Consider the following 21487-nt stretch of genomic DNA (forward strand, 5'->3'; position numbering starts at 1 on the left):
ATGAAAGTTATGACTATTGTTGGGACTCGTCCTGAAATTATTAAACTTAGTTGTGTTATTGAAGAATTAGATAAATATACAGAGCACATTTTGGTTCATACTGGACAAAATTATGATTATGAACTTAATGAGATCTTTTTTACAGGTATGGGGATCCGTAAACCCAATATTTTTCTCGAAGCTGTCGGTCACACAGCAGCAGAGACCATTGGTAACGTGATTATTAAAACCGATGAATTATTTAAGGAATTGAAACCAGATGCTGTTCTGTTGTATGGAGATACGAACTCTTGCTTATCAGTAATTTCTGCTAAAAGAAACAAGATTCCTATCTTTCATATGGAAGCCGGTAATCGCTGCTTTGATCAAAGGGTCCCTGAGGAAATCAATCGTAAAATTGTAGATCAACTGAGCGATATTAACATGACTTTAACAGAACATGCTCGCCGGTATTTGATTGATGAAGGAATCAGACCTGAAACTATTATTAAAACGGGATCAAGCATGAAAGAAGTGCTGGAGCGCCAATCGGAGAGTATAAGAAACAGTGATGTAATGACAAGATTGAAACTTACTAAAGGTGAATACTTTGTTGTTAGCGCACACCGTGAAGAAAATATTGATTCTCCGACGAATTTCAGTGATTTAGTCGAGTCTCTTAATACAATCGCACAAACTTATTCAAAAAGAATAATCGTATCAACTCATCCGAGAACGCAAAAATTGATTGAAAATGAAATTTTTAAATTTCATGATTTAGTTGAATTGATGAAACCATTAGGTTTTGCAGATTATATTAAACTTCAGCAGAATGCATTTTGTGTTATTTCAGATAGCGGAACAATTACTGAAGAGTCTTCCATTCTGCATTTCCCAGCGATTACTATAAGACAGGCACATGAACGACCAGAGGGAATGGATGAAGGAACGCTTGTAATGTCCGGTTTAAAGAAAAGTAATGTATTGAACGCCATTAATCTTGTTGTTTCTCAGTATGCTGAGAAAACACAGCCTATGGCAATTGTTCCGGATTATGACACCGACAATGTTTCAAAAAAGGTTGTAAGAATCATACTTAGTTATACTGATTATATTAATCGAACTGTTTGGAAAAAAGAACAATAGAAGGAACGATGAACCATGAAAAAGATCGCTGTACTTGGTGCTACAGGAATGGCTGGCCATGTAATTGCCTTATTTCTCGAAGAGCACGGTTATGATGTTTATCGAATGTCTAGAAGTATTACGCCATCTGCTAAAAATGCTCAGATTGATGCAAATGATTTCACTCGATTAATTGGATGGCTTGAAGAAATTAAACCAGATGTAATTGTAAATTCGATTGGTATCTTGCAAAGGGAAGCAGATGCTCGTCCAGATATAGCAATTCTATTAAATGCTTATCTTCCCCGCAAATTAGAACAACAGTTCAAGGACAGCCCAACCAGGTTAATACATTTGAGTACAGATTGCGTATTCTCTGGTGCAACGGGAGGATATACAGAAGAATCATTCCCGGATGGTATGACCAACTATGACCGTTCTAAAGCTTTAGGTGAGGTTGTAAATGGGAAAGATCTGACTTTCCGTATGTCCATAATTGGACCAGACACAGATGTAAATGGTACAGGCTTATTTAACTGGTTTATGAAGCAACAAGGACTTACGAATGGATATACTAGAGCCCTCTGGAACGGAGTAACCACTATTGAACTTGCAAAAGCGATTGAAGCAGCAATAGAGCAAGGATTATCAGGACTTTATCACTTAACGCCGAATGGAATGATCAACAAGTTCGATTTACTTCACTTATTACAAAGAGAATTCGGAAAGAAAAATGTAGACATTGTATCTTTCGATAGTTATGTAGTAGATAAAACACTAATTAATACACGTACCGATTTTGATTATGTTATCCCAACATACCCCGAAATGATCAAAGAAATGGCTTTTTGGGTAAATGAGCACAAAGGGTTGTATCAATATGAATAAATTATTTGTGATGCTGAGTGGTTTTTTTAAGTATAATAACTTACTTTTTGAATTAGTTGTTAGAGATATAAAGATTCGCTATAGAAAATCTGTACTCGGTCTTCTTTGGACATTGTTAAACCCATTATTGATGATGTTAGTAATGACTATGATATTTTCATCACTTTTTAAAACAAACATTCCATATTTTCCGGTTTATTTTCTTACAGGTAGTATCTTGTTTAGCTTCCATTCTGAGGCAACCTCACAAGCGCTTATGTCAATAATTTCAAATGCAAGTTTAATAAAAAAGGTGTATATTCCAAAATATTTATTCCCTTTGTCTAGAGTACTATCAAGTATGGTGAATTTGGTATTTGCATTTGTTGCATTATTATTGGTTATGGTTATAGAGGGTGCACCATTCCAAGCAACGGTTTTATTATTCTTTATACCGATTCTCTACTTAACTTTATTTACAACAGGTTTAAGTTTAATTCTATCGGCGATGACGGTATTTTTTAGAGATATTAGCCATTTATATGGAGTTCTTACTCTTTTGTGGTCTTATATGACGCCAATTTTTTACCCAGTAACTATTATTCCTAATGAATTTAAATGGATGCTCGACTATAACCCAATGTATTATTATATTAGTTTTTTTCGTGAAATAATGATAGAAGGAAATTTTCCAGGCCTTGCTGATAATTTGTTGTGTTTCACAATAGGATTTATTGCTTTAATTGGAGGTTTATTTACTTTCTATAAATGTCAGAATAAATTTATATTGCATGTTTGAATATGCTGGTTTTTTAGGAGGATCATTTTGTCAGAGAATATTGTTGAAATTAATGATGTTTCCATGTTATTTAATCTAAGTCGTGAAAAAGTCGATAATATTAAGGAATATTTTGTTCGTTACTTGAAGGGAAAGCTAAGGTTTGAGGAATTTTGGGCACTGAACAATGTGTCATTTAATATAAAAAAAGGAGAGTCAATGGGAATTGTCGGTTTAAATGGCAGTGGCAAAAGTACTCTTCTTAAAATTATTGCAGGTGTACTAAAACCAACCACTGGACAAGTATCAGTCTATGGCTCGGTAGCACCACTTATTGAGCTTGGAGCTGGTTTCGATATCGAACTGACAGCTAAAGAAAATATTTTTTTGAACGGGGCTATTCTTGGATATAGCAGAGCTGAAATGAAAGAAAAGTTCGAGGAAATTTTAGATTTTGCTGAGTTACAAGAATTTGTAGATGTACCGATAAAAAATTTCTCATCTGGGATGGTAGCTAGATTAGGTTTTTCAATTGCCACAACAAGTAAACCGGATATTTTAATCGCAGATGAAATATTAGGAGTCGGTGACTACAAGTTCAAAAAAAAGTGTGAGAAAAGAATGGAAGAAGTTATAGAAAACGGGGCGACTGTTATACTTGTCTCCCATTCAATCGATGAGGTAAAAGATATTTGCACGCAGGTTGCATGGCTGAGCAAAGGGCAATTAATTAAAGTTGGTCCAGCGGAAGCAGTTTGTGATGAATATATGGCTAGTATGGAATAAGAATGAGAAGTGATAAGATGAGGGTCTTGCATATTACAGAGACTATGGCTTCTGGTGTTTTGAAATATCTTCAAGAAGTGGTTCGTGCTGAAAGCTCCGATGATGTAGAACATTTTATTGTTTATTCTCCAAACAGAGAGTATACGCCAAAGGACTTGAATAAACACTTTTTTGATTCTGTCTCCTTAATCGAGGTGAATATTGGGAAAGGATCTATACAAAGTATCAAATCTTTGTATGCAGAAATTTGTAAAATTAAGCCTGATGTTATTCATTTGCATTCTTCTATAGCGGGTTTTTTTGGAAGAATAGTTACGTTGTGTTTTCCGAAAGTTAGAGTATTTTATACTCCACATGGATATAGTTTTTTAATGATCAACAAAGCCAAAATAATAAGAATTGCATACTGGCTAGCAGAATCTTTATTGTCTCAAATAAAAGGTCAAATTATTGCTTGTTCTAAAAGCGAATATCGATATGCCCGTAAATTAAGTCCTCTTCGTAAACATTTTTTATTAGAGAATTGTATAGAAGTATTTCGTACTTCCAATAAATCTTCCTCTCAGCACAAGCAAATCATTGGTGTTGGCCGTTTGGAGGCCCAAAAGGACCCTAAGTTATTTATTGAAATTGTTGCCCAACTGAAACAGATTGATGCAACAATAAAAGCAGTATGGATCGGAGATGGTTCGCTAAAACAAGAGTGTGAGGAGCTAAACCGCACACTTAAAACAGATATTAACTTTACAGGATGGATTTCAAATGCTGAAACCATTGAATATCTCCAAGATTCAATGGTTTTTTTACAAACTTCCAAGTGGGAAGGACTACCTTATTCGGTATTAGAAGCTTTTGCAGTAGGTTTACCTATAGTGGCAAGTGATATCGAAAGTCATAGAGATTTAATGATTAACAGCTATGTTGGTTTCATTGCAGCAAATCAAGCCCAATATATTGATTATATATTAAAATTACTGATCGATGAAAAACTTAGGCGCAATATATCCGAGGCAAATATATTGAAATTAGAAGAAGGTTATGCGAATTTTTGCAAAACACTTAATTCTATTTATAACAATAAATGTGTGTAAATAAAAGTAAAGTGAAATGTCAATGAATAGTTCAGGAAGGAAAATTACAATGACGAAGAATTTTGAACCACTAGTTTCGATTGTGATACCTGTGTATAATGGCTCTAATTATTTACGTGAAGCTATTAATAGTGCATTATCTCAGACCTATAAAAATATTGAAGTTATCGTGATAAATGATGGATCTATCGACGGTGGAAAAACAGAAAAAATTGCTTTATCTTACGGGAGTAAAATAAAATATTTTAGGAAAGAAAATGGCGGTGTAGCAACAGCTCTTAATTTTGGTATTGAAAAAATGCAAGGAGAATATTTTTCTTGGCTTAGCCACGATGATTTGTATACGAACAATAAGATATTGAAGCAAATTGAAATATTATCAGAATTAGAAGATAAGACTACCATTGTAACAGGTGGATACGTAGTTGTAAATTCTAGGGGAGGATATCTATATGATGTAGATCCATTGTTGAATCATTCCATGGATAAATTAGAAAAACCTCTTTATTCATTATTGCGTGGTGCAATTCATGGCTGTGCCATGTTAATTCATAAGAGTCATTTCGAACGGGTAGGAGTTTTTGATACTAATTTACCAACAACACAGGATTATGATTTGTTTTTTCGAATGTTACGAGGTCAAAAAATAAAGTTTCATAAAGATTTGAATGTAAAATCACGTTCACATGAAGAGCAAGATAGTAAAAAATTAATTAATGCCCATATCGAAGAATGTAATGAATTATGGATTGGCATGATGCAAAGTCTAACTCCTGAAGAAAAATGTTTGGTAGATGGTTCCGAATATTTATTTTATAAAAACACATATAATTTTCTTAAAGGTTCAACCTCATACGATAAGGCGATAATTTATTCACTAACAAATTTTATTGATCAAGCAAGAAACGAAGTATTAACAAATCCTAAAAAACCAGATGTATTATTAGATTTACTAGATTGTATAGGTATAACCAACAAGGAGTTTATTAATTCCGAGTATAGTAGTGCAGTTGTAAAAATGAAAGAGAAAAAAAGAATTGGATTTTTAGGAGGTTCGCTTAATGATTTAGGTGGATTAAATAGGGTATTGTTAAATGTGGCTAGCATGTTATGTGAACAATTTGAAGTTTATTTTATAAATTTATTTGGCGATCAGTTAAGTGGAGGTTATGATTTCTCCAATGAAATAAAAATGATTAATTATGCTTATGGAAATCATGAGAATTCGGAACACGAACTTGCTAAACGTTTAAAGTTTTTAAATATTGATTTAGTAGTAATAAGTCATAATTGTAATGAATCATTTTTAAGATTATATCCTGTTCTACACCAATATAGTATTAAAACAATCGCGTGGAATCATGAGTTTTATTTTTTACCTCATATAAAAGAAGAATTATATCATGTTTTACCGTTGAGAATTAAGTATTTGGAAGAAGCAAATGTAGCTATTTGGCTAAATAGTTTTAGTGCGAATGTCTATGCTCTGTTAAATTCTAATACGGCAATAATGCCAAATCCAGTTACAATAAACAAAACTAAGGAACATGATAGTGTTGAAATAGTAAACAGACCAAAAGATGTAGTAGCTGTTGGTCGTTTTGATGATGATCGAAAAGGATTTGAACAATTAATTCATGCCTTTGCATTAATTCTCAAAAAAATCCCATCTACAAAGCTATATATTGTTGGACCATATGATTTGACACAGGTTACTTCTAAAAATAAAAGTATTACTTACAAAAAATTAATAGAAAAATTGAACATTCCTAGTTCAAATATTATTTTTACAGGTTGGACAAAAGATATTGCACCATATTTAATGAGTAGTTGTGTACATTTAGCGCCATCACATCATGAGGGTTTTGGTCTTGTAATAACAGAAACAGCATCTTATGGCGTCCCGTCAATAATATTTGAAGGATCAGGCATGGATGATCTTGTTTCAGATGGTAAATCTGGGTTTATTGTACCTATGAATGATGCAACAGAAATGGCTGAGAAAACTATTGAGCTATTAACAAATGATGAATTATTAAAAGATATGAGTGAATGTGCAAAAGGAATCTGTGAAAGATATGAACCTTTCAAAATAATTGCACGATGGGAAATTTTGATAAATGCTGTTTTAGAGATGAATAAAATGGAACTTGCTCAGTATTTAAAAGATAATTTTATGTATTCATTTAAAGATCAACAATCTTTTACTAAAGAAGTAATCAGAGAATATGAGAAATTCACTGCAAAGCTATTTTTTCATAATTCACAAAGTAAGTATAGTAATCAATATGAGAATCAAAATAATGATGAAATCGTTTATTTAACAACTAATAATATTGCTGAACTCTATCGATTAGAAATTGAGGGAATGAAAAGTTCTTTGTCTTGGAGAATTACAAGGCCATTGCGATTGTTTAAATTGATAATGAAGTCATTTAAACAAAATGGATTAAAAAATACAGTTTTAAAGATATTAGTAAATATAAAAAAAAAGTCGTATAGATATAAATTATAAGGTGAATCGATTTAGAGAGGGCGAATGTGAATACAACGAGATGTTTATATGCGGGCTGGAATAGTAGAAGTGGATGCACTAGCAGAAATCGTTTGTGCCAGGCGAAATCCTTGTGAGTTCGCCCTTTCTCTTGAAATCATGTCAGTAGGGGCTCCTTGTCAAATCGCTCTATTATCTCAATAAATAAATTTGAATAGGTGAGATACATGTATAATAATGAAAAAACAAAATATTTTTATTTACATATGCCCAAGTGTGCTGGCACCAGTTTAAGGATATTTTTACAAGAGCATTTTGGGAGAAATATTTATTTTACTGGTACTGAGCAAGTAAGCGATTTTTCACAGGAAATGTGGGAAGAAGTTTCCTTTATTGGTGGCTACTTGACTCCAAACTTTAAAGAAATATACGGTGAATATACAGAAATTATTGAATTTACAATACTAAGAGATCCGATAAAAAGATATATATCGCATTATAATTATTATAAAGAAATGTTCTCATTACCTTACTTTACAGAAAGATTTAGGAATATTGGTAGTTTTGAAGGTTATGAAAGAGATGTGATAGAATATCAAAAAGATATATATGAAAATATTACAAGCAAATCCTTTGAAGAATTTATTGATTATGAAAATTTTCGTGCGGAAACAGATAATATATTTGCAAGAATGTTAATGGAAAAAAATAAGTATCCACAAAATTTTGGTAGTAGTAAAACAATGAATAAATCAAATTTTATAGATATGGAAATAATATATAAACGTCTTGATGATATGGCATTTGTTGGAATACAAGAAGATATGAATACGACATTAAAGTTTACTTGTGATCTTCTCGGTATTCCTGAACATAAACCAAAAAAAGAGAGTATAACACAAAAAAACTATATTTCGATAGATGATTTATCACCAGATATATTAGATAAAATTCAAAGTAGATTAGAACTAGATTATCAAATCTACGAATATGGAAAGAAGTTGTTTTACATGAAAAAAGAACAAGTAATTGGTGATAAGACTTTAAAAAAACATTATTCTAAGAATGGTTCTAAAATTGATCTAGAAGTTATAGATTTATTGAAAAACAAGAAAGAACGTTCTGCAATTTTCAAGAGAGAGAATATTGTGCATAAAACTATTATTGATAAGAATAGTAGAATTTTAGAAATCGGCCCACTTAATCGCCCATTAATAACGCGCGAAGAATTTCCCAATAGTTTTTATGCTGATATTAGAAGTACAGAAGATATTAAGAAGCTCTATACATCTAATGATTATCTAAAGTTAACGGGTATTTACATTGACCCAAATACTATTATAGACATTGACTATATGCTTACGGATAGCTATGAAGAAACATTTAAAGACGAAGAAAAGTTTGATTTTATAATAGCTTCTCACGTTCTTGAACACGTCCCTGACTTGATATTCTTTTTAAGAGATGCTTCATCCGCTTTGAAAGAAAATGGGAAAATCATAATTCTTTATCCAGACAAGCGTTATTGCTTTGATCATTTTAGAGAGCCTGCTTCGTTTAGAGATGCTTATGATGTTTTTGTTAGAGGAACAAAAGAAACATCCAGAATGGTATTAGACTTCTACAATACTGTAATTGCAGAGAATAATGCTGAAGTTTTCTGGGATTCTTCTGAAATGCAAAAGTTGTTGCCGAAAAATAATACAGATGATGCTATCACAGCATATAATAAAGCTTTAAATGGTGAAAAACCTGATGATGTGCATTTTTGGCCCTTTACTGATGGGGGTTTTTTACGTTTTCTATATGATTGTATTCGTGCTAAGCTTATACCTTATTGTTGTATAGATTATTGTCCTACTTTTGAAGGAACACAGGAGTTTTTTGTTGTTTTAGAGCGCAATGATGAGATTTTAGCGGATAATATAAATGAATTAAATTGGCTATCTTTACTAATAGCGTCATCAGAAACCGATTACTTTAACTCAAATCATATTAATATGCGAAACCAGATAAATAGCCTAAATCAAAGTGAAGCTGAACTAAACTATCGTATAAATGAATTAAAGCAATATAGCTCTAGCCTGGAAAATGAATTAAATCTTCTAAGAGAAAATAATGATAACCTTCAAAATGATATAAACATTCTAAGAGAAAATAATGATAACCTTCAAAATGATATAAACATTCTAAGAGAAAATAATGATAACCTTCAAAATGATTTAAACATTCTAAGAGAAAATAATGATAATCTACAAAATGAATTAAATCTTCTAAGACAAAATAATGATAACCTGCATAATGAAATAAATCTTGTAAGACAAAACAATACTAACCAACAAAATGTAATAAAATCGCTACAAGAAAAAAATGATACTTTCGAATACAGTACGATTTGGAGAATGACAAAGCCACTTAGAATATTGTTAGATTCAATAAAGAAAATAATTAGATAAGGCTTAAATGCAAGAAATTGTGAATGAATGTCATGAGTCTTGCAAATGTCAATTGAAAGAGGCTAAAATGGGCAGAGCGGTATCGTAAACAGCTTGACTGCTTGAGGGTGTCGACAATAGGCTTCTTCTCGAGGGCTTGATGGATAATTATTTAGGTGACGAATACCCAAGTGAAGATTGGCATACCTGAAGAAATCAGACCAATGTTGAGGGCGGTGTAGTATTATAGAAATTTTGTCTAAAAGCTTAACTTTCCATAAATCAACGATCAATAAAACAAGATTGTCAAGAGCTTAATCAGCATAAGAGCTGTGTATTGTGGTTCACGGGCTTATCTGGTTCTGGAAAGTCGACTTTGGCTAATGAAGTAGAGAAACAACTTTACGCAAAAGGAATACGCACCTATATTCTCGACGGAGATAATATTCGACTAGGCCTTAATAGCAATCTAGGATTTAGTGCAGAGGATCGCAAGGAGAACATCCGTAGGATCGGTGAGGTTTCCAAACTATTCGTTGATGCGGGAGTGCTTGTGCTGACAGCATTCATTTGCCCATATGAAGCAGATCGACAGATGGCAAGGAACTTGTTTACTGTAGGTGGATTTATTGAGATTTACGTGAACTGTTCTTTAGAAATTTGCGAGCAACGCGATCCTAAAGGACTTTACAAGAAAGCTCGAAATGGAGAAATCAAAGAGGTTACAGGTATTACTGCCCCTTATGAGGTGCCTAGCTCGCCAGAATTGAATATAGATACCGGAAAGTACTCGCTGAAGGAATCGGCTGGGCGCGTTATTGAGTACTTGATTCAACAGCAAATACTTAAAATAGAACAGTTGAAACATCATGTCATATGAAATACGTTGATCGGCCTAGTAATTGGAATTGTTGATTAACTCGCGTCGGCAGAGCATGATTACAATAATCCATTCTGGTCATTAATGGTATTAAACATTCATTGCAGTCTAAATGTAAAATCTGTTGGATTTAAACAACGGGGGCAATCGCAATACTGAGATGGATTCCTTTAATTGGTTCCCGCCATATTCAGTTCATATTCCTGAAAAATTACCAGTTTTAGTAACGCAATGTTTATATTCCGAGTACCATTTAGCTCTGGGAAGTATTCCGATATTTAGTATAAAGAATTTTTTCGTGTATCCATTTATAAATGGTCATCAATTTTCACTATTTTTAGCAGGGTGGTTTATTGCTGAATTGTTTATTATTCAAATATTTTTCCTGTTTACGAAAGTAAAACCAAAGCCGAATAATGTCCTACTCACATCAGTTTTCATCCAGCAGTAATCTCGATATTACCTAAATATTCACCAATGTTTCATAACCCACAAAAAATATTAAAGAGATATAATTATTTTTAATAATTCCCTTCAGATTATTGTAAGTTTTTATAAAGAAAAACTGGCTAATACACACAATCTTAATTCCGAGATTCTTGCCGGTGTGATATTACAGATAATCCCGAGATATATTTATAAGAACATATAATATGTGATGGTGTGGAGCGATTATAAAGGTAATCCAATATTATCGCTTATTGTACTTTTTTATTCATGTCACGTGCCCTTTCAAAAATCTTACCCAAAAAGAAATTTTAATTTTAATAGGACGAAAGTACCTTCATATTTTGGCTAATCATTTATTCGTATTTTTTATGTTCAATGTGATATATATCAAGGCACCATCTTGATATAGGTTTACTGAATAACATAGTTTCGGTACTTCGTTGATTAAAATTGGTTTGTTTACGTTATTAATAGGAAAAGCAGTAAAGGAAGACAGATCCAGATTATTTAAGTAAGGCTAGCGAACTAGTCTTATTTTTTTTGGAACATTAATCTTAACGATATAACAATTTATTTATGGTATTATATTATAGTTAAGGTGTTCTCTATAGATTTAAATATCATTGTTGTAAACGATAACAGCCATAAGCTCGTTTTCAAACCAATGTAACTGGTATACGCACAACCAACATTATAAATCTACGATATTACTCCCATACGCCTCCGCGACAAGTATTCATGGCTAACGAGTACGGTGTTATTTGCAGGTGTTGGTACGAAAGTGTTTACTTCTTAGTTAGACATAAATTACGCCTAGCGAGGTGAAATCTTTTCATATGATTCGACAAAGTCAGAGGTTTTTAACACAACTGTATGCACTTTTCGATTTTATGTGTATACAGCTCGTTTTCCTTTTTTCATGGTGGATTAAGTTTAAAAGTGGTTGGATTCCATTCGATTCTCCGTTGCCATTTAAGCATTATTTGATGTGGAGCGTTAGTTATGCATTCATCGCAATTTTCTTAAGTTACATGACGAACTTCTATACGCCAACGCGTAAGAAGCAGTTTTCTTTTGAGGTCTTTAAGATAATTCAAGTGCATATTTTCAGTTTGATGCTACTTCTCAGCCTTTTGTTTATACTAAAAGAACTCGATGTGTCGCGTTCTTATCTTTTGCTTTTTCTGGTGAATAATATTCTTTTCATAAGCCTATACCGCTATATAATCAAAATCTCACTGAAACGTATACGCCAAAAGGGTTACAACAAGCAATTTATCCTTATTCTCGGTGCAGGTTCTCTGGGACGTCAGTTTTACACAAAGCTTAGGCAGCATCCAGAGTTGGGATATGAGGTAGTAGGGTTCCTTGATGATTATCAGGAGAAGCACGAAATCCCTTATCAAAACTATAAACCGATATTTGGGAAGATCGATGACCTTGAATCCATTTTGAACGATCGGATTATTGATGAGGTCATTATTGCTCTCCCGCTTGATGCCCACCGTAAATTCGGTCATATTATCAATGTCTGTGAGAAAATTGGCGTCAAAACACTGATTATCCCTGATTTTTATGACTTCTTGCCATCTCGTCCTTATTTCGATAATTTCGCCGAGATGCCGCTAATCAATGTGAGAGATATTCCACTGGATGAGTTCCGGAACAGGATTTTCAAACGGGCATTTGATATCGTGTTCTCGCTAGTAGCAATTATAATTACAGCGCCGGTGATGCTGGCGTCAGTCATTGCAATTAAGCTAACCTCTCCTGGTCCGATCATTTTCAAGCAGGAACGTGTAGGTTTGAACCGCAGGAACTTTATGATGTATAAGTTTCGCAGTATGAATGTATTGCCGGAAAGTGCTTCTAATACGGAGTGGACGGTTGAAAATGACCCGCGGCGCACAAAGGTTGGAACTTTCCTTCGTAAAACGAGTTTGGATGAGCTGCCTCAGTTTTTTAATGTGCTTTTTGGGCATATGAGTGTAGTTGGTCCAAGACCGGAACGTCCGTACTTTGTGGAACAATTCAAGGAAGAGGTTCCGAAGTATATGGTGAAGCATCATATTCGACCTGGTATTACGGGTTGGGCGCAGAGCAATGGCTTGCGGGGAGATACTTCGATTGAAGAACGTATCAAGCACGATATTTTTTACATTGAAAATTGGACTTTTTTATTCGATATCAAAATTATTTGGCGAACGATTATTAATGGTTTTATCAATAAAAATGCCTATTAATTATTTTTTCACTTCTACCGCATGTTTCGTCAACATCTTCCCCATACTAAGCATATACTTAGTGTGCGGGGAGGTTTTTTTATGATCGATCATGAAGACGCGTACCAAGATGAACGCTTGTCGATTGGCAAAGGTTTGATTGTTGGTGTGGTGTTCGGTTCCCTGATTTGGGCAGGTATTATTACCGGTATTGTGTATATGTGGTGAATTGATAAAAGACTGCTTAGGCTTGTTCAAAGCCTTAGGCAGTCTTTTTGTTTTAGGAGATAGACTTAGAAGAATGGGAAGGATTAAACTTTATTGCGATCTTGAGTCCTGTCACAAGTGGCTTTTCAACAAGTCTGTAGGTTATGTAGCATAGGGGTACGACTACAATAACAATGAATACATCCACAAATAGATAACCCAGGTGATTGGCGAAATGCGCAGCCACACTTAATTTCATTAATATTGAACTGAATATTATATGTGTAAGTAAAATTGTGTATGAAGCATCACCTAGTTTACTTAGAGTCTGCACCCACCTAGGCAACTGAAGCTGCTCAGGGACTGAAGAGGCACCTAGCAGTACGAAAATAGCCGGAATAACGTATAGCAGGTAGTTGTGGAAAGGAGTAAATTGATATTTGTTATTTATCCATAGGAGTAAAAATCCAAGTGCTCCTAAGGAAATCAGCAGTTTGTAATGTTTATTTCTATGTTTCTCGACCCATTTGGCTAATAAACAACCTGCCATAAATTCCAAGTTCACATCGCTAAAGAGAAAGCTTAGATAGAAGTGGCGGTCAATATCGGTACTTAACAGCGGTACACGCAGAAAGTGACATAAAGTTAAGGCAATCCATATGGATGCGAATATATAAGCTGGCTTTTTCTTCAGAGACAAGAGAAGGCTGAAAGCCAAGTAAAATAGCACAAAGTAACTTAAAGACCAAGCGACCGTCAGCACGGGCCCGTGTGATTGAGGGAGAAGCAGGAAAGATTTAATAATAGTATCTTTATGGGTTTCATAGCCGTATCCAAAGCTCGGAACAAAAAAATATACAGGCAGTACAGAGAGAGTGATTAGCCAGTAGAAAGGATAGATACGTATAAGGCGGTTGGTTAAGTAGGGGAGAGCGTTCATTTTGGTTCCGATTTTATTGCCATATGTATGATAGAGCAGGAAGCCGGTTAATAAGAAAAAGAAATCTACCCCGCCTGATCTCCCGATCGACCTGATCCCTAAAAAGTCATACTGATAATAGTTGAAGGACATGGATGAAGCATGGAAAAGCAATACAAATAATGCTGCTGCTCCTCTTGAGGCTTGGAGAACGATTTTTTGGTTGTTATTCAATGATAATTCCTCCGGTTCTTGAATGGTTCTTATACTCATCAATATCATCATGCCAGAAGTCTGTGAAAAAAGTATGTATACAATCTGAAGGAGAGCTGAAATGAATTGATTCATTAGGCAAATTCATTTTTTGATTAGACGATACCGGAGCTAGTCTTATTTTTTTTGCCAAAATCCGTCCAAGCCGGTAGCTTGGCTGCATAATCGTCCAAGTCCCCTCATATGCATGTACTATGTTGATGTTAATCATGAGTGAGGGGATGATCGAATGCGCCGGGTCACATGGGTGGTAGCAGTGGTAATGTGCTTAGCATTGGTTCTCGCGGGTTGCGGGATGGGCAAGAAAGATGCAGGATCTATCGTAAAGGATTTGGATCATGTGATCAGCAAGGCGGATAGCTATCAGGCTTCAGGCAGCATGATATTGCACACGGGCCAGCAGCCGCAGGAGTATCAAGTGGAGGTTGCGTTCTCGCCGGATCATTTCTACCGGATCTCGCTGACAAATGCGTCGAAGGATGTTACTCAGATTGTTCTGCGCAATGAAGAGGGCGTGTTCGTGTTAACGCCGCATCTGAAGAAGAGCTTCCGTTTCCAGAGCGATTGGCCGGAGAACCAGGGACAGGTGTATTTGTTCCAATCTCTAGCGAAAAGTATTATCGCGGACAAGGATCGCCAGTTTACAACGGATAATGATATGTATGTGTTCGACGTTGCCGCGAATTATCAGAATGAGCAGTTGTCTCGCCAGAAAATTTGGCTGAATAAAAAGACGCTGGCACCAACACAGGTTCAAGTGTCTGATGCGAACCAAAATGTGATGGTACAGGTGAATTTCACGAAGTTTGAATTCGACGCGAAGTTTGATAAGGATTTCTTCCAAATGGAGCGCAATATGACGAGCTGGAATATGCAAACCTTGCCGACGATGTCGGATGTTAAGGTAACGGATGCAAATCACCCGTCTATCTCTGATGTAACGGACAAAAACTTGTCTGCAACAGGAGGTCAATCGGATCAAACGAAAGCGCAAGATGGACAGAAAGCGACTGCGTCTACCGGCACGAAAACGGATGCAACGAAGCCGAATACCGCGGCAAGCAAACCGCAAAGTATCGGTATTATTGAGCCGAACTATTTGCCTAAGGATGTCGTGAAGCAGGACATTACAGATATGAAGCTGGGTGAAGACGCTGCAGTCCTTTTGAGATATAAAGGGAAGTACAACTTCAGTATGGTTGAGGTGCGGCCTCAGGCGAAGTCGGTATCCCTGCAGCCAGGCGACATTGTGGATCTTGGATTCACGATCGGTGTTCTAACAGGGGAGGATAAGAAAACACTTACTTGGACGAATGACGGTGTTGAGTTCAGATTGACGACAGGCGATTTGCCGACGAATGAAATGATCAAAGTGGCGATGGCGACGGAAGGTCAATCTGGTAAATAACTTGTAAAAAGGGGATCTGTTCTTAGGAGCAGGTCCTTTTTTGCAGCCCTATAAAAGGGCTGTATGAGCGATTCAGGGCCATTTTCAGAGAAAATTAATGTGGGAAAGTGTGGGAGAGAATGCGCGTCAGCAAGTTTCTGCAAAGGGTTAAAGAGGTGGAAGGAAGGGGCTGCAAATGCACGAGTGGAGTAGCTTCCAGCCGATTCCCAATCGATGGCGGCAATACGAACAAACATACTCACCAAATATGTAGTTTGGATATGACGCGATTTCGCCTTATTTGAGCCCAATGGACGGTTGACAGCATTTCGTGACTCGGTTTAACATAGGTTTATCGGTCCGAACGGGTTCGAATTATTGGAGGGGGAGTCCTGCTGCTCGCATAGAGCGGGCCTTCCCTTGTCCTTTGCATTTGAAAAAAGAGGTGAACGCTGGTGGATGCTTTTTATCGTCCCACGTGGGTTGAAATTTCGTTAGATGCTCTGCGAAGCAACATTGAAGGTTTTCAGAAGATACTGCCGGCAGGAATGAAGCAGATGGCAGTCGTTAAAGCGGATGCATACGGACACGGGGCTGTTGAAGTATCCAAAGAGGCTCTAGCCGCAGGTGTGGATTACTTGGGTGTTGCGTTTTTTGATGAAGCGTTGGAGCTTAGAAATGCAGGTATAACAGCACCGATTCTGGTACTCGGCTATACGCCTCCAGAAGGGGCCCGGCGTGCTCGTGAGCTAGATGTGACAATAGCCGTCTACAGCTATGATGTTCTCAAAGAGCTGCAAGATCAGCAGCACGAAAAGAAGCTGAAAATTCATATCAAGCTGGATACGGGCATGGGACGTCTCGGTTTGCATACGGAAGCGGATGCCATTCCTTTTATCGAGCAAGCGTTAACGCTGCCGAATGTGGAAGTGGAGGGTATGTTCACGCATTATGCGAACGCGGATGAAGTGGATAAAAGCTATACACTTGAGCAGTACCGCCGTTTTGAGCGGATTGTGAGTTATTTTACGGATAAAGGCGTTACATTTCCTTATATACATGCAGGCAATAGCGCAGCGGCTATTGATTTGCCGGGTTTAACTTATTCGATGGTGCGTTTGGGCATTTCGATGTATGGACTGTATCCTTCTGAGGATGTGGATCAAACGAAAATCGAGCTTAAGCCCGTGCTCAGCCTCAAAACAGGGATCGTTCATCTCAAAACGCTGCCCCCGGATTCCGGGATCAGTTATGGAACGATTTATCACACAAAGGGCGAAGAACAGATCGGGACGCTGCCCATAGGGTATGCGGACGGGTTTTCACGAATGCTTTCGAGCAAGGCGGAGGTTCTGGTTCGGGGTAAAAGAGTGCCGGTCGTTGGTCGCATTTGTATGGACCAATGCATGATTAATGTGTCTGACGTTAAGGATGTCCAGTCTCTGGATGAGGTTGTGCTGATCGGGGAGCAGGATGGCGAACGTATTACGGCCGAAGATATTGCGCGTCAGCTTGGAACGGTTAATTATGAAGTGATTTGCATGATTTCGCATCGGGTCGCGCGCGTGTATGTACGCGGCGGTGAACGTGTGGATGCCATCAATCCGCTTATGCGTCATCGTTACTAGACGGCGACAAACCCGTGCTTCATGAATTTACCATTAAGAAATTATCCTTCCTGTAGAGGAATTTTGGATTAGGCTATCGAATAGTGTAGTGTAGAATGTTATATCCAAGGATGTAACATATTTGATATACTGGGTGCATATATCTATTGTATAATTTGGTTTTCAAGTTGACATACTGGTAATATTGTCTTTGTATCGTTTCTGGGGGTGCGAGAGTGTGAGCAATGCGCATAATACGAAAAGGATCATGATTAGTTTGCCTGACAATCTGTTGCAAGAAGTGGACGGCATTGTCGAGAAGGAGAATTCCAATCGCAGCGAATTTATTCGCCAGGCAATGAAGCTGTATTTAATTGAACGCAAAAAGCGCAGTCTACGCGAATCCATGCAGCGTGGGTATATGGAGATGGCGAAAATTAATCTCAGCATGGCATCTGAAGCTTTTCAAGCGGAGGAAGAAGCGGACGGAACGCTTGATCGCTTAGTAAGCGGGGTGTAAGTAGTGATTGTGAAACGTGGCGATGTTTTTTTCGCAGATCTTTCGCCGGTAGTAGGATCAGAGCAGGGAGGAGTTCGTCCTGTTCTAGTGATCCAGAATGATATCGGCAACCGCTTTAGCCCAACCGTGATTGTTGCAGCGATTACAGCTCAAATCCAAAAGGCGAAGCTTCCCACGCACGTGGAAATTGATGCGGAGACGCATGGTTTCGATCGAGATTCGGTCATTCTGCTTGAACAAATCAGAACGATCGATAAGCAACGGCTCACGGACAAAATTACGCATTTGGATGAAGAAACGATGCGGAAGGTTGACGACGCTTTGCAAATTAGTGTGGGACTGATAGAATTTTGAATAGGATCTGGAACGGACGAGGGTAAGTGGTTCCCTCGTTTTTTGGTTTGCATACATACTTGAATTTAGGTAGAAGCGGGGAATGACAATGACCATATTGGATACGATGATGAACAAATGTTTTCACGCAGCCGGCGAAGCATCCGGAAATGCCGGGGTAAAAAGCGCAGAAGAAGAGCAGGCGGGAAGCAAAGGACCAAAGAACAAATACGAGGAAGAGCCGAAGGAGAAACTAGTCCTCTCTGAAGAGAAGAAAGCTGAGATCCAGGAGCGAATCTTAAAGCAGATCTCAGCGGAGCTGCAGCTGCCTGCAAGCAAAGTACAAACGACGATGGGGCTGCTTGATGAAGGGAATACGATTCCTTTTATCGCCAGGTACCGGAAAGAGATGACGGGCGAGCTGGATGAGAATCAGCTGCGAGATATCGAGGAGCGTCTGCAGTATTTACGCAACCTCGAGGATCGCAAGCTGGAGGTAGTTCGTTTGATCGACGAGCAGGGGAAGCTGACGGCTGAGCTGCGCAAATCGATTGAAGGCGCTGCAAAGCTGCAAGAGATCGAAGATCTATACAGACCGTACCGTCAAAAGCGGAAGACAAGGGCCAGTGTGGCCAAAGAGCGAGGCCTGGAGCCGCTTGCGGAATGGATCTGGAAGCAGCCGCGACAAGGTTCGCTGGAGCAAGAGGCGGAGCGCTACGTGAACGCGGACAAGCAGGTAGCAAGCGCTGCTGACGCTATACAGGGCGCGATGGACATCTTAGCGGAGAATATCGCGGACGATGCCAAGATTAGGGCTTGGGTGCGCAGATACACGCAGGATCAAGGGGTATTGCATACGGAGGCAAAAGATGCAAAGGCCGAGTCCGTCTATGAGATGTACTATGCCTACCAGGAGCCGGTGAAGCGTCTGCCGCCTCACCGTATTCTTGCCATCAACCGCGGGGAGCGCGAGGAAGTTCTAAAAGTTAACTTGGTTGTTGCGGTTGATAAAATTCATGATTATATAGCTAGACAAATAATTAAGGGGCAATCCATTGTCCAAGACGTACTTCGTGCGGTTGTGGAAGATGCCTATAAACGCTTAATTGCGCCGTCTATCGAGCGCGAAGTGCGCGGAGAAATGACCGAGATGGGCGAGGAGCAAGCGATTAAGATTTTCGCAGAAAATCTGCGTAATCTGCTGCTCCAAGCGCCCGTCAAAGGGCATGTTGTGCTCGGTGTCGATCCCGCGTACCGGACAGGCTGTAAGCTGGCCGTCATCGACGACACCGGTAAAATGCTTGAAATCGCCGTGACGTACCCGACACCTCCGAATAATAAGGTGGCGGAAGCCAAGGCGAAGTTCAAGCAATTGATCAGCAAGCACGGCGTAGAGCTGATTGTCATTGGAAACGGGACGGCTTCCCGTGAAACGGAGCAGTTTGTTGCGGAGCTGATTGGCGAGATCAAGGAGCAGAAGCTCAAGTACTTGATCGTCAGCGAAGCGGGGGCGAGCGTATACTCCGCGTCGAAGCTGGCGCAGACGGAGTTCCCTGACCTCGACGTCGCCGAGCGCAGCGCGATCTCGATCGCGCGGAGGCTGCAGGACCCGCTCGCGGAGCTTGTAAAAATCGAGCCGAAAGCCATCGGCGTCGGGCAGTACCAGCATGACGTTTCGCAGAAACGTCTGGATGAGAACTTGAAGGCCGTCGTGGAGTCGGCCGTTAACCATGTCGGCGTGGACCTCAACACGGCGTCCCCGTCTTTGCTCTCGTATGTGTCGGGCGTGAACGCGACACTGGCGAAAAACATCGTCAAGTATCGCGAGGAGAACGGCAAGTTCGGCTCCCGACAGGAGCTGTCGAAGGTTCCGCGCCTCGGCGCGAAAACCTTCGAACAGTGTGTCGGGTTCATGCGGATTCCCGGCGGCGGGAACCCGCTGGACAACACCCCGATCCATCCGGAGTCTTACGACGTCGTGGATCGGCTGTTTAAGGAGCTGCGCCTGGAACTGGCGCAGCTGGGCTCGCAGCAGCTTCTGGCGCTGCTGCAGACGCTGGAGCCGGAGGAACTGGCTCCGAAGCTGGGTGTTGGTGTCCCGACGCTGCGGGACATCTTAGAAAGCCTGCAGCGGCCTGGGCGGGATCCGCGGGACGAAGTCCCTGCGCCGATCTTCCGCACCGACGTGCTGCAGCTGGAGGACCTTGTGCCGGGCATGGAATTGACCGGCACGGTGCGCAACGTTATCGACTTCGGCGCGTTCGTCGATATCGGCATTAAAAACGATGGGCTGGTGCACATCTCCCAGCTTAAGAACGGCTTCGTGAAACACCCGATGGATGTGGTTTCCGTTGGAGACATCGTCCAAGTGTGGGTACTGAACGTGGATCAGAAAAAAGGCCGCGTCGGCTTGACCATGAAAAAGCCGCAGCAATAAGGTTTTGCTAATAGAAGCAGTTGGCAGCATATGGCTGTCAGCTGCTTTTTATCTTTTGCCACATCATCCTTCCATCATTGGATTGCAAATTAATTTATGCATCATCCTTCCCATCCGTAATTAACACCATCAATTCCTATGCGTTCTCACCTCCTTTACGGAGTAAACGACCGTATTTCGCTGACCAGCAACGGCAGTAACTAAGTCCTCGCCCGCTAAGCGCTTCAGCCACTCGGCAGCTAAGCGAATATTGACATTGCATTCGGCCGCGAGGTCCTGAATATGTATGAGGCCGTTACGGCGCTTAGCAATTTGAAGGATAGCCTGCTTTCGTAACTCCCATAGATCGGGTGTGGTAGAGGACGTTGATCCGCTATGTGCGTTGTATGATGACTTTCTTTCTTGCAGTACATAAACGTTGTCTCCTCGAACGCTCCAATGTCTTGTTCTGCGACGTAAAACCATGGATTATCGACTCCTTTTTTTTAAAAGTTGCTACAACAAAAAAGCACACCGAACCGCAGATCATCTGCCGGATCGAGTGTGCTTCACTCAACGAGTATTACATTTATTTACAGTATAGTGGGCTCATTTCAAATATGCAACATATTTTTTATGAATGTTTACTTTTATGTAACTGCTGATTGATTCGAGACGCATATGATTGTTTTGAATCGCGATCCAATGGACGAACAAT

General features: G+C 39.0%; 16 protein-coding genes and 1 pseudogene. 15 read left to right on the forward strand and 2 right to left on the reverse strand.

Annotated elements, in window-relative coordinates:
* From wecB to J2Z65_RS35735, 10 genes and pseudogenes are all read left to right on the forward strand, one after another.
* Complete coding sequence (gene wecB / locus J2Z65_RS21545) at nt 1–1125, forward strand: non-hydrolyzing UDP-N-acetylglucosamine 2-epimerase (RefSeq protein ID WP_167051914.1); 1125 nt, start codon at nt 1–3, stop codon at nt 1123–1125.
* A 15-nt stretch (nt 1126–1140) separates the two neighbouring features.
* Complete coding sequence (locus J2Z65_RS21550) at nt 1141–1992, forward strand: dTDP-4-dehydrorhamnose reductase family protein (protein WP_167051916.1); 852 nt, start codon at nt 1141–1143, stop codon at nt 1990–1992.
* Nucleotides 1985–2770 (forward strand): ABC transporter permease, encoded by a 786-nt coding sequence (locus J2Z65_RS21555; RefSeq protein WP_167051918.1) that lies wholly within the window; start codon nt 1985–1987, stop codon nt 2768–2770. The genes J2Z65_RS21550 and J2Z65_RS21555 overlap by 8 nt, the downstream gene beginning before the upstream one ends.
* A 27-nt stretch (nt 2771–2797) precedes the next feature.
* Nucleotides 2798–3535, forward strand: a complete 738-nt coding sequence (locus tag J2Z65_RS21560; RefSeq protein ID WP_167051921.1) for an ABC transporter ATP-binding protein — start codon at nt 2798–2800, stop codon at nt 3533–3535.
* Between the two features lie 26 nt (nt 3536–3561).
* Nucleotides 3562–4626, forward strand: coding sequence for a glycosyltransferase (locus tag J2Z65_RS21565; RefSeq protein WP_167051923.1), 1065 nt, complete (start codon nt 3562–3564; stop codon nt 4624–4626).
* 49 nt (nt 4627–4675) lie between these two features.
* Complete coding sequence (locus J2Z65_RS21570; RefSeq protein ID WP_167051925.1) at nt 4676–7141, forward strand: glycosyltransferase; 2466 nt, start codon at nt 4676–4678, stop codon at nt 7139–7141.
* Between the two features lie 206 nt (nt 7142–7347).
* A complete protein-coding gene (locus J2Z65_RS21575) occupies nt 7348–9576 on the forward strand; it encodes a methyltransferase domain-containing protein (RefSeq protein WP_167051927.1) in 2229 nt (742 codons plus the stop codon).
* A gap of 231 nt (nt 9577–9807) precedes the next feature.
* Nucleotides 9808–10435 (forward strand): annotated as a pseudogene (gene cysC / locus J2Z65_RS21580) (adenylyl-sulfate kinase).
* A gap of 1286 nt (nt 10436–11721) precedes the next feature.
* Nucleotides 11722–13128: an undecaprenyl-phosphate glucose phosphotransferase gene (locus J2Z65_RS21585; RefSeq protein WP_167051929.1), complete on the forward strand. Its 1407-nt coding sequence runs from the start codon at nt 11722–11724 to the stop codon at nt 13126–13128.
* A gap of 81 nt (nt 13129–13209) precedes the next feature.
* Entirely contained in the window at nt 13210–13335 is a 126-nt protein-coding gene (locus tag J2Z65_RS35735) for a hypothetical protein (RefSeq protein WP_275690984.1), read from the forward strand.
* 52 nt (nt 13336–13387) lie between these two features.
* On the opposite strand, the gene J2Z65_RS21590 is transcribed toward J2Z65_RS35735, so the two are convergent.
* Nucleotides 13388–14467 (reverse strand): acyltransferase family protein, encoded by a 1080-nt coding sequence (locus J2Z65_RS21590; protein ID WP_167051931.1) that lies wholly within the window; start codon nt 14465–14467, stop codon nt 13388–13390.
* Nucleotides 14468–14735: 268 nt separating this feature from the next.
* Here J2Z65_RS21590 and J2Z65_RS21595 point away from each other — a divergent pair, with 268 nt between their 5' ends.
* The 5 genes from J2Z65_RS21595 to J2Z65_RS21615 all read left to right on the forward strand — a co-directional run bounded on the left by J2Z65_RS21595 (nt 14736) and on the right by J2Z65_RS21615 (nt 20790).
* Nucleotides 14736–15914, forward strand: a complete 1179-nt coding sequence (locus J2Z65_RS21595) for an outer membrane lipoprotein-sorting protein (protein WP_167051933.1) — start codon at nt 14736–14738, stop codon at nt 15912–15914.
* 434 nt (nt 15915–16348) lie between these two features.
* On the forward strand, nt 16349–17521 hold the full coding sequence (gene alr, locus J2Z65_RS21600; protein ID WP_167051935.1) for an alanine racemase: 1173 nt from the start codon (nt 16349–16351) through the stop codon (nt 17519–17521).
* Between the two features lie 217 nt (nt 17522–17738).
* Nucleotides 17739–18020, forward strand: a complete 282-nt coding sequence (locus tag J2Z65_RS21605; RefSeq protein WP_028553892.1) for a CopG family ribbon-helix-helix protein — start codon at nt 17739–17741, stop codon at nt 18018–18020.
* Nucleotides 18021–18023: 3 nt separating this feature from the next.
* Entirely contained in the window at nt 18024–18374 is a 351-nt protein-coding gene (locus J2Z65_RS21610) for a type II toxin-antitoxin system PemK/MazF family toxin (RefSeq protein ID WP_028553893.1), read from the forward strand.
* Nucleotides 18375–18462: 88 nt separating this feature from the next.
* Nucleotides 18463–20790: a Tex family protein gene (locus J2Z65_RS21615; RefSeq protein WP_420850752.1), complete on the forward strand. Its 2328-nt coding sequence runs from the start codon at nt 18463–18465 to the stop codon at nt 20788–20790.
* 129 nt (nt 20791–20919) lie between these two features.
* Here J2Z65_RS21615 and J2Z65_RS21620 read toward each other — a convergent pair whose 3' ends face one another.
* The gene (locus tag J2Z65_RS21620) at nt 20920–21255 is read right to left on the reverse strand and encodes a hypothetical protein (protein WP_167051937.1); all 336 of its coding nucleotides are present in this window, start codon (nt 21253–21255) and stop codon (nt 20920–20922) included.
* Nucleotides 21256–21487: the final 232 nt, after the last annotated feature.

Source organism: Paenibacillus aceris (assembly GCF_017874035.1).
Classification (GTDB): Bacteria; Bacillota; Bacilli; order Paenibacillales; family NBRC-103111; genus Paenibacillus_E; species Paenibacillus_E aceris.

Excerpts from the sequence above, each read along its gene's own strand:
- J2Z65_RS21555 (WP_167051918.1), top strand. The coding sequence starts at position 1,985 with ATGAATAAATTATTTGTGATGCTGAGTGGTTTTTTTAAGTATAATAAC.
- J2Z65_RS35735 (WP_275690984.1), top strand. The coding sequence starts at position 13,210 with ATGATCGATCATGAAGACGCGTACCAAGATGAACGCTTGTCGATTGGC.
- J2Z65_RS21550 (WP_167051916.1), top strand. The coding sequence starts at position 1,141 with ATGAAAAAGATCGCTGTACTTGGTGCTACAGGAATGGCTGGCCATGTA.
- J2Z65_RS21585 (WP_167051929.1), top strand. The coding sequence starts at position 11,722 with ATGATTCGACAAAGTCAGAGGTTTTTAACACAACTGTATGCACTTTTC.
- J2Z65_RS21575 (WP_167051927.1), top strand. The coding sequence starts at position 7,348 with ATGTATAATAATGAAAAAACAAAATATTTTTATTTACATATGCCCAAG.
- wecB (WP_167051914.1), top strand. The coding sequence starts at position 1 with ATGAAAGTTATGACTATTGTTGGGACTCGTCCTGAAATTATTAAACTT.
- J2Z65_RS21595 (WP_167051933.1), top strand. The coding sequence starts at position 14,736 with ATGCGCCGGGTCACATGGGTGGTAGCAGTGGTAATGTGCTTAGCATTG.
- J2Z65_RS21570 (WP_167051925.1), top strand. The coding sequence starts at position 4,676 with ATGACGAAGAATTTTGAACCACTAGTTTCGATTGTGATACCTGTGTAT.
- J2Z65_RS21615 (WP_420850752.1), top strand. The coding sequence starts at position 18,463 with ATGACCATATTGGATACGATGATGAACAAATGTTTTCACGCAGCCGGC.
- J2Z65_RS21620 (WP_167051937.1), bottom strand. The coding sequence starts at position 21,255 with ATGGTTTTACGTCGCAGAACAAGACATTGGAGCGTTCGAGGAGACAAC.